This window comes from Mesorhizobium sp. M7A.F.Ca.ET.027.03.2.1, assembly GCF_003999175.1.
Classification (GTDB): domain Bacteria; phylum Pseudomonadota; class Alphaproteobacteria; order Rhizobiales; family Rhizobiaceae; genus Mesorhizobium.
The window spans coordinates 1-6466 of the sequence record NZ_RZOM01000254.1; the positions used below are offsets into that span (position 1 = coordinate 1).

Consider the following 6466-nt stretch of genomic DNA (forward strand, 5'->3'; position numbering starts at 1 on the left):
GCTACGAGCCGGTTGGCAGGCACGCCGTTTTCGATCAGGAATTTCACCACCGAGGTCGAACGCGCCGTCGACAGCTCCCAATTGTCGCGGTAGCGGCCGGCGCCGGAGAGCGGCTTATTGTCAGTGTGGCCGTCGACGCGCAGCACCCAGTTGATCTCGGGCGGGATTTCCTTCTGCAACTCGATGATGGCGTCGGCGAGCTTCTTCATCTCGACCTTGCCGGCATCGTTGATCACCTCGGAGCCGGTCGGGAACAGCACTTCCGACTGGAAGACGAAGCGGTCGCCGACGATACGGATGTTCTCTCGGTCGGCGAGGATTTCGCGCAAGCGGCCGAAGAAGTCGGAGCGGTAGCGGTTCAACTCCTGCACGCGCTGTGCCAGTGCGACGTTGAGGCGACGGCCGAGGTCGGCGATCTTGGTGTTGGAATCGCGGTCGCGGATTTCGGAGACGTTGAGCGCATCCTCGAGCGCGCCGATCTGCTTGCGCAGTGCCGCGATCTGCTGGTTGAGGATCTCGACCTGGCTCAGCGCCTGCTGGCTGATCTGGCGCTGGCTGTCGAGTTCGCCGCCGAGCGCCGCGGCGCGCTGGTTGGCGGCGTCGCCAGCACCGGCGCCTTGCGCCAGCAACTGTTGGAGCCGGCTCCTTTCCGCTTGCGCGGCTGACAGCGACGCCTGCAGATTGGCCAGTGAATCATCCTTGTCCTGCGCCGTCGAGCGCTCCAGCGCCAGCAACTGGGTCAGCTCGTTGATCTGCGAGTTGAGGCGCGAGAGTGCCGTATCCTTGCCGGAGATTTCGCGTCCCAGCAGGAACTGCGCCAGCACGAAGACCGTGAGCAGGAACATGATGGCCAAAAGCAGCGTCGACAGCGCGTCGACGAAACCCGGCCAGTAGTCGATGCGGCGATCGGTGCGCCGGCCCCTGGCGAGTGCCACTTCAGTGAACTCCGGGCTTCTTCAGGGCATCGGCGATCTTTTCCAGCGTGTTGCGCATCGCCTTCTGCTCGTCGGACTGGGCTTCGACCCAGTCGCGCATGATCTGCTGTTCCGAGCGCATGTTCTTGACCAAGCCGGAAATGCCGTCGGCGAGATTGGCCATGGCGGTGGCGACGCGTGGGTTGGAGCCGCCGCCATTCTCCTGCATCGAGCGCAGCCGTTCCGACAGCACCCGGATCTCGTCGGAGGATTCGGTCTTGGCTGGGTCGGCGACGACGATGTCCGACGACAGGTCGGTCACCGAGGACAGCCAGTTTTCCAGTTCGGTGTAGAAGCGTGTCTGGGCGCGACCGGCCTGCAGGTCGAGGAAGCCGAGCACCAGCGAGCCGGAGAGGCCGAACAGCGAGGACGAGAAGGCGGTGCCCATGCCGGCCAGCGGCGCGGAAAGCCCCTGCTTCAGGGAATCGAGCACCGCGGCGGCGTCACCGGTGCCGGGATCGAGCGATTCGATGGTCTCGCGGATCGAACCGATGGTGTTCAACAGGCCCCAGAAGGTGCCGAGCAGGCCGAGGAACACCAGCAGGCCGACGAGATAGCGCGAGGTGTCGCGGCTTTCGTCGAGGCGGGTGGCGATGGAATCGAGCATGGTGCGCATCGAACTGGTCGAGAAGGCCGTCGCCGAGGAGCGGCCGATCATCGCCTTCATCGGCGCCAGAAGCACTGGTTCTGTCGTTTCCGAGCCGGCACGGAAGGAGTTGACCCAGCGCACTTCGCGAAACAGTCGCCCGACCTGGGCGAAGGCCAAAAGGATGCCGACCACCAGCACGCCGACGATCAGGCCATTGAGGCCGGGATTGCTGCCAAAAGCGGTTGAGATCTGTCGGGTGAGGATGGCGGCGATGAAGGCGACGATGACCAGGAAGATCACCATGGTGAGCAAAAAGACCTGCGGGCTCGATAATTTATACGGGTCGTAGATCAGGACATCAGAACGTCTGCCCATGCCGAAGGATCTGAGAAAAGCCATCCGTGCCCCGTTTCCGATGCCGCCGCCGATCACGTAAACCGCGACTCTAAACGGAATTGTGACCAAATTGAATGGCGCTTGGCAATATTGCCGCGTCGAGAATGTCAGAAGCGATTGATGACCAGACAGTCGACCATGGCGGCCAGATGCAGACCGGCGCCGGTGACGACGAAACCGTGCCACAGCGCGTTGTGGAAGCGCAGCCCCTTCCAGGCGAAGAAGATGACGCCGCAGGAGTAGACCATGCCGCCGGCGACGATGAGCGCTATCGATGTCGTCGGCAGCGTCTGGATAAGCGGCTTGACAAGGATGATGCCGCTCCAGCCGATGGCGAGATAGAAGCCGATTGCCAGCCGGTCGAAACGGCCGGGAAAGAACACCTTGATGGCAATGCCCAGCACTGCTGCGGTCCAGACCAGCACGATCATCCAGCGCGCCAGCGGCGAGCCTTCGAGCTGCGCCAGGAAAGGCGTATAGGTCGCGGCGATCAGCAGATAGATCGCGGCGTGGTCGAAACGCCGCAACACCCATTTTGCCGGCGACGACACCGGCCACAGATTGTAGGTCATCGAGACCGAGAGCACGGTGAGCAGCGAAACCACGTAGAAGGCGGCGGCGATGTATTCGCCAGGTCCGACACGAAACGCCGCCAGCGCCAGCAGTGCCGACCCTGCCGCGATCGCCAGCACGATGCCGACCGCGTGGACGATACCGTCTGCGATCATCTCGGCACGCGAATAGTGCCAGCGTCCGATGAACGGGATATCGGGGTAGGGTTGGTTGTCTCTCACTAAGCCGGGTTCCTGCACCGCGCCCTTCAATTTGGGCGCATGCCGGGCAGTATTTCAAGCTTCCATTGCGGTTTTGCGACTGCGGCGCATCAGCGCGGCGTGGCTGTCAGCGGGAGGAGAGCGGCTTCTTCACGACCTTCAGCAAAGCGCGCTGGATGATCTCGTTGCCGGCGACGACCGAGCCGTTGTCGAGCATGTCCTGGCCGCCATCCATGTCGGAGACGAAGCCGCCCGCCTCGCGGATCAAAAGCAGCCCGGCGGCGATGTCCCAGGCCGACAGGCCGGTTTCCCAGAAGCCATCCATGCGGCCGGCGGCGACATAGGCGAGATCGAGCGATGCGGAGCCGAGGCGGCGGACGCCGGAAACCTCGGCCATGACATTGCGCAGTTCCACCAGGAAATTGCCGTGGTGGCCGCGGCCGAGATGCGGCATGCCGCAGCCGATCACGGTGTCGACCAGCTTGATGCGGCCGGCGACGCGCAAGCGGCGGTCGTTCATGAAGGCGCCGCCCCCGCGTTCGCAAGTGTAGAGTTCGTCCATCGCCGGATTGTAGATGACGCCGGCGACGATCTGGCCCTGGCGCTCCAGCGCGATCGAAACGGCAAAGAGCGGAATGCCGTGCAGGAAATTGGTGGTGCCGTCGAGCGGGTCGACGATCCAGCGATGCTGGCCGTCGTCGCCTTCAACCACGCCGCGCTCTTCCATCAGGAAGGAATAGCCGGGCCGAGCCTTGGACAATTCGGCAAAGACGATGTCCTCTGCCTTGCGGTCGGCCTGGCTGACATAATCGCCGGGGCCCTTCATCGAGACCTGCAGGTTCTGCACCTCGCCGAAGTCGCGCGACAGCGAGCGGCCGGCCTTCATTGCGGCCTGGACCATGACGTTGAGAAGGGCTGAGCGTGCCATAGTGCTTTTTCCCGGTGCTGCGCTTAAATTCTGCCTCGATGCATGTCGGTGACCCGGAACCCGGCCACTTTTGGGCGACATGCGTCAGTCGGCGCGGCGCACGTAAGTGATTTCGTTGGTGTCGACGATGATGCGCTCGCCGGCGCCGATGAAGGGCGGCACCAGGACGCGGATGCCGTTCTCCAGGATCGCCGGCTTGTAGGACGATGCCGCCGTCTGACCCTTCACCACCGGGTCGGCCTCGGTGATGGTCAGCGTCACATAGTCGGGCAGCGAAATGCCGATCGGCCGCTCTTCGTAGAGCTGGACCGTCACCATCATGCCGTCCTGCAGGAAGGCGGCGCGATCGCCGACGAAGTCCTTGTTCAATTCGAGCTGCTCGTAGCTCTGGGTGTCCATGAACACCAGTGCGTCTTCCTGCGCGTAAAGGAAGGAAAAATCCTTCAGGTCGAGCCGGATCTGTTCGACGGTCTCGGCCGAGCGGAAGCGCTCGTTGAGCTTGGTGCCGTTGATGAGGTTCTTCAGTTCGACCTGATTGTAAGCGCCGCCCTTGCCGGGCTTGACGGTGTTGGTCCTGACCGCCACCCAAAGCCCGCCATCATGCTCGATGACATAGCCGGGACGGATTTCGTTGCCATTGATCTTGGCCATGATGAGATGATCCGGAATGATGCCAACGGCCACGCCGTCGGTATGGATGTTCGCTGGGAAAGCGATTTCGGGCTCCCAAGACCACAAATCGCCAGAAGAGGCAAGGGAGCGGGCAGGTCGGTGCCAGGCGAGGGGAGCCGAGGTTACACTTGCAATGACCGCGAGAACCGCCGTCAAGGCAGCCGGTTGGCCTTCTGCAGCGCCTGCTTGGTCTGGTCGTCGTCCAGCCCCTGCAGGAAGTCGTCCATCTGTGGGTCGATGAGGCCGGCACGGCGGGCGACGACGTACCAGGCGCCGGCAAGCACAAGGTCCGGATCGGTGCCGATGCCTTGCATATAGAGCTTGGCCAGGCGGTTCTGGGCGGCGACATTGCCGCCCTCCGCCGCCTGCTTCATCCAGCCGAAGGCGGATTTCAGGTCGCGCGCACCGCCGCGGCCTTCGATCATCCAGGCGGCGAGATCGATCTGCGCGGTGTCGTAGTTCTGCCTTGCGGCCTGCGCCAGCAGGCGCCTTGCCTGGGCGTCGTCACGTGGCTTGCCACCGACACCGTTGGCGTAGATCTGCGACATTGCATATTGCGCGTCCGCGAGGCCGGTCGCGGCGGCGCGCTCATAGTAGGAAACCGCCTTGGCCATGCCGGCGTCGCCGGGGTCCTGCTGGACCAGCATCTGCGCGAAATTGAATTGCGCCAGCCGGTTGCCGGCTTCGGCGGCGGCCTGCATCAAGGCGTAGGCCTCTTTTCCATCCTTTTTGACGTAGCGGCCGTCGAGCAGCATCAGCGCATACTGGAACTGCGATTCCGGCACACCCTGTTCGGCGGCCAGCGCGTACCATTTCGCCGCTTGCGCCGAATTGACCGGCACACCGAGCCCCCGCGACAGGATCTCGGCCACCAAGGTCTGCGCCGCCGGATCGCCGTTTTGCGCCCGGACCAATGCCAGATTGTAAGCTGTCTTGTAGAGACCGCGCTGGAAGGCGCCATAGGCCGCGTCGGCGGGTTTTGCGCCGAAGCGGTCGGGATTGACCGTGTCGGCCGACGGCAGCGGCGCGGGCTCGGCCGTGGTAGCGGGCTGCGGCAACGGCTTGTCGATCGGCTTGTCGGTGTGGACGCCGATTTCCGGCTTGGGCTGCGGCAGGGGGATGGTCTCCGCGGCGGCAGCCTGGACCATCAGCACCGCAAGCAGAGCCTGGAGGGGAAGCGTCGCCGAGGACATTTCAGTCCTCGAAGCGCGGCGCGGTCTCGTCGAGCAGCGCGTTGGCGGTGGCGACCGCTGTCCTGGGATCGGTGCCGTCGGCAAACACGGCGCTCGACAGCGCCACGAATTCAGCGCCGGTGGCGCCCACCGCTTCGACCGAGGCGATGTCGGATCCGGCCATGACGATGCAAGGGATCTGGATCATGTCCGCCCACCATGCGCCGAGCGACAGGTTGCGCGGGTGCGGTTCGGGCTTGTTGTCGTAGCCGAAGCGGCCGAAGAAGATGTAGTCTGGCCGCGTCTCGCCAAGCTCGAGCGCGTCGTCACGTGTCTTGGCGCCGCCGGTGCCGACCATCATCTTTGCCTGGAAATGCTCGATCGTCTCGGCAAGTTCGGCCTTGGAGACCTCGACATGGATGCCGTCGGCCTGGACGCGGCCGGCTATGCGGGTGTCGCCGGCGATGATGACAGCAACGCCGGCGGCTTGCGCTGCTGGCACGATCTGTTCGGCGAAAGCCTGGAAGGAGGCTTCATCCATGCCGTTCTCGGGCAGGATCAGCGAAGCGACATCGCCGCCATCGAATGCCGCGACAATACGGGCCGCCGGCACGCCGGACGGCGCGATCAGCACGATGCGACAGCGATTGGGGGGCGTTGCTTCATTCATGGTTCTTCGGGTCCCGCGTTTCGCCTATGCCGGGCGAAGATGGTTGGATTGCGGCATAGAGCAAAGTGCCCGCTTTGAACAGGCGGGCAGCCGGGATCGCGATGTTTGACCCGCCTGGCATCCGGCGGGGCGCTTCATTTGATCGGGTGCGGGCTCGCCACGGGCGGTTTGCCCTTCCACAGCGTCCAGCCGAGATTCATGCCGGCGGCGGCGATCAGGATGGCGGTGGCGCCGACGACCTGACTCAGATGCAGCCGATGGCCGAAGGCGACGACATCGACCAGGATGGCGA

7 protein-coding genes and 1 pseudogene are annotated in these 6466 nt (G+C 64.2%); all 8 read right to left on the reverse strand.

Translation table 11 applies throughout. The annotated features are described in order from the left end of the window. The coding region (locus EN750_RS13440) for a peptidoglycan -binding protein (protein WP_127396702.1) at positions 1-935 on the reverse strand (935 nt) is incomplete at its 3' end. Position 936: 1 nt separating this feature from the next. Beyond that, on the reverse strand, positions 937-1962 hold the full coding sequence (locus EN750_RS13445) for a MotA/TolQ/ExbB proton channel family protein (RefSeq protein ID WP_127396703.1): 1026 nt from the start codon (positions 1960-1962) through the stop codon (positions 937-939). A 104-nt stretch (positions 1963-2066) separates the two neighbouring features. Next, the gene (locus EN750_RS13450; protein ID WP_245482697.1) at positions 2067-2753 is read right to left on the reverse strand and encodes a hemolysin III family protein; all 687 of its coding nucleotides are present in this window, start codon (positions 2751-2753) and stop codon (positions 2067-2069) included. A 106-nt stretch (positions 2754-2859) separates the two neighbouring features. After that, positions 2860-3660 (reverse strand): inositol monophosphatase family protein, encoded by an 801-nt coding sequence (locus EN750_RS13455; protein ID WP_013529126.1) that lies wholly within the window; start codon positions 3658-3660, stop codon positions 2860-2862. 84 nt (positions 3661-3744) lie between these two features. Next, positions 3745-4311, reverse strand: coding sequence for an elongation factor P (efp, locus tag EN750_RS13460; RefSeq protein WP_013529127.1), 567 nt, complete (start codon positions 4309-4311; stop codon positions 3745-3747). Between the two features lie 173 nt (positions 4312-4484). After that, positions 4485-5525 carry a tetratricopeptide repeat protein gene (locus EN750_RS13465; RefSeq protein ID WP_127270840.1) on the reverse strand — a complete coding sequence of 347 codons (1041 nt, stop codon included), beginning with the start codon at positions 5523-5525 and terminating at the stop codon, positions 4485-4487. A 1-nt stretch (position 5526) separates the two neighbouring features. After that, on the reverse strand, positions 5527-6174 hold the full coding sequence (locus EN750_RS13470) for a thiamine phosphate synthase (protein WP_127272276.1): 648 nt from the start codon (positions 6172-6174) through the stop codon (positions 5527-5529). 134 nt (positions 6175-6308) lie between these two features. After that, positions 6309-6466: pseudogene (locus EN750_RS40685) on the reverse strand (EamA/RhaT family transporter); the annotation flags it as partial.